Here is a 1289-nt window from a genome sequence, read left to right on the forward strand (position 1 = left end):
GCAAGAGAACAGGCAAAAGTTTTCGCTTGTTTTTCCAACTTTAACAATATCTAATGTAAAGGACAAATTACTAAATTAAGAGGTTAATCAGTCAAAAAAAGGCAAAAAATGGAAGAATTATTAGAGTTAAAAAATCTATTACTAGCTGGCAATATTCCCGATGCCTTGATTTTGGTAGAGGAAATGACAGAAATGAGTAAGGATGATAAGATCAATAAGATTTTTAGCTTTAGTATTATTGTCCTATTACATCTGATTAAACAGCAAGCAGAAAAACGCAGTACCCGCTTATGGGAAACCTCTATTTCTAATTCTGTTCGACAGATTCAACGCATTAATCAACGACGTAAAACTGGAGGAAATTATCTAACATCAGAAGAATTAAAAGAAACCTTAGATGATGCTTATTCTTCGGCTTTAAGACAAGGGGCATTAGAAGCTTTTGAAGGTATATATAAACCCGAAGAAATTGAAGCTATGGTTGATAAAAATCAAATTATTAATCAAGCAATGGGGTTGATTTTAGGATAGGAGAACTGCACAGAATAATCAGATAGCTAATTAAACCAGTTCAAAATTTTGTTCCAAATAGATGATATAGATGTTGTAAATTTATTCCAAATATTATCAAATTTATCCCAAATGTTTTCATCTGGAATAGGTACTGGTGCTTCTTTTCGAGGTTGTTGATGGAGTTTATCCCAATCTGTTGGAGGTGGTGTTTTACCCGTGTCAAATTTATCCCAAGCACTTGATGAATTGGTTTCAAGTTTTGTCCAGGGATCTGAAGATGTTGTATTTTTTGGACTGGTTTGAGTTTGAACTCCGTTAGGGGAGAAAGTCCATCCTTGACTTGAGGGAGGAGGGTATGGGGGTGGAGTAGATTTAGGATTAGATGGGAAATCCCAACCGATAGTGGGGGGTGAAGTAACGATTGGAATAGGGTTAGTAGGAGGCTCAAAACTCCATTTAGCTCCTGTGTAATTGTTGACTAAATTTTCAAGAGGTTGTAGGTTTTCAATATTTGATTGTTGACAAAATTTCTCTAATTCTTGGGTAAAATACACAATCTCAGGAGAAAGATTTTTAAGTTCTTTAAAAATCTTGGATGAATTAGGTTTAATTAGGTCTTTTTCGGAAAATAGCAGTCTTTCCTCTGGTTGTATTTGTTGCCAATAGTCAGGATTTTCTGATAGAACAAGCAATGATAAATAAATCACCATTTCTGAGAAATAGTCAGCTTTTGGACTTAATTTAGATAACTTATTTCTGTTAGGGTGTTGATAACC

Annotated in this window: 1 protein-coding gene and 1 pseudogene; one reads left to right on the forward strand and one right to left on the reverse strand. The window is 34.3% G+C overall.

Annotation, left to right across the window (positions count from 1 at the left end):
* Nucleotides 1-108: 108 nt before the first annotated feature.
* Complete coding sequence (locus PX636_RS16445) at nt 109-531, forward strand: DUF29 family protein (RefSeq protein WP_288117870.1); 423 nt, start codon at nt 109-111, stop codon at nt 529-531.
* Between the two features lie 26 nt (nt 532-557).
* Here PX636_RS16445 and PX636_RS16450 read toward each other — a convergent pair.
* Nucleotides 558-1289: pseudogene (locus tag PX636_RS16450) on the reverse strand (protein kinase domain-containing protein); the annotation flags it as partial.

The organism is Microcystis sp. M53598_WE2 (genome assembly GCF_030067735.1).
Taxonomy (GTDB): Bacteria; Cyanobacteriota; Cyanobacteriia; order Cyanobacteriales; family Microcystaceae; genus Microcystis; species Microcystis aeruginosa.

What these genes read in the sequence shown, in the direction of transcription:
- PX636_RS16445 (WP_288117870.1), top strand. Translation starts at nt 109, where the DNA reads ATGGAAGAATTATTAGAGTTAAAAAATCTATTACTAGCTGGCAATATT.